The sequence below is a fragment of the Acidithiobacillus sp. TH-A36 genome (assembly GCF_057473445.1).
This window is the reverse complement of record NZ_JBYCKP010000450.1, coordinates 1-1,448: the sequence shown is the minus strand read 5'-3', so window position 1 is coordinate 1,448 and position 1,448 is coordinate 1. Positions and strand designations below refer to the sequence as shown.

Genomic DNA, 1,448 nt, shown 5'->3' with positions numbered 1-1,448 from the left:
AGTGAATGTAATGTGTTACTCGCCCAATGGGGTCGCCAGGGTCGGGATTTTCTGAACATGCTGGAGCAATGGGATGATACCCGGGCCAGACAAAGCGCGCTGGCCATCCCGCGTATTGACCTGTTTAGCGAAGACTGGGGCGAGACCCTGCTCAGACAACTGCAGGTACTGATCCGCGAGCAGGAAGTCATTACTCCGGAACACTGTCAGCCAGTCTGCGAAACCGACCGTTCCATTGTTTTTCACGTCGCCCACAGCGCCCTGCGCGAGTTGCAGGTTCTCCATGACCAGCTACTGGACCATCTCGCCACCGGTTCCATGCAGCCTCGGGATATCATTGTGATGGTCCCGGAAATCAGCCGCTTTGCGCCGCTGATTCGCGCCACTTTTGATCAGTACGACCGCGAAGATGCACGCTATATTCCCTACCATATTGTGGATTTGCAGGCGCGCGAAGAATCTCCCCTGCTGCAGGCACTGGACTGGTTGCTGCAATTACCGGAACAGCGCTGTCAGCAAAGTGAAATCCGTGATCTGCTGCATTGCCCGGCCTTCCGTCGACGTTTTGGCTTGGAAACCGGTGATCTGCCCCTGCTCGAATCCTGGCTTGAAGAATCCGGGTGGCGCTGGGGTTTATCGGCAGAACATCGCCACGCATTGGGTATGTCCTACTGCGGCGCGCAAAATACTGGTGCTTTTGCCCTGCAGCGGCTGAATCTCGGTTATGCCAATGGCCATGACAGTCACTTCGCCCATATCGAGGCCTACGGCGAGGCCGGAGGGCTCGACGCAGCACTGCTGGGTCCTCTCAATCAGATGCTGGAACGTCTGGAAAACTGGCAACACGCTCTGAGCACGGCGCGGAGTCCGCAGGCCTGGGCTGAAGCGGCCCGGCAGTTGCTCGCCGATTTTTTCAGTGCCGAAGACGCAGATGACGCTGAAATCATGCAACAACTGGACGCCGCCCTGCAGCAGTGGCTGGAAGATTGTGCCCTGGCGGATTTTGCCGAAGACCTGCCCCTGACAGTATTTCGCGCCAACTGGCTGGACATGCTCAACCTGCCGGAATTACATCGCCATTTTCTCGGTGGTGGAGTCACCTTCTGCACCTTGCTACCCATGCGGGCGGTTCCCTACGCCATGATCTGCCTGTTGGGCATGAACGAGGAAGACTATCCGCGTCGCAATCCGCGCCCGGATTATGATTTGATGGCCCTGGCGGGCATGAGTCGTCCGGGTGACCGCTCACGCCGGGATGATGATCATTACCTGATGCTGGAAGCTCTGTTGGCGGCACGGCAAATCCTGTATATCAGCTGGACGGGTCGGGACCCGCGCAATAACCAGCTGCGTCAGCCCGCCTTAATGATCAGCCAGTTGCGCGATGCCATCGCCACGGGCTGGCCGGATAAATATCCCGCCGACGACCCCGCGCCCGAAAAAAACCG

At 58.3% G+C, this 1,448-nt stretch carries 1 pseudogene; it reads left to right on the top strand.

The window, feature by feature from the left end:
* Positions 1-1,448 (top strand): annotated as a pseudogene (locus AC2VLY_RS11625) (exodeoxyribonuclease V subunit gamma); the annotation flags it as partial.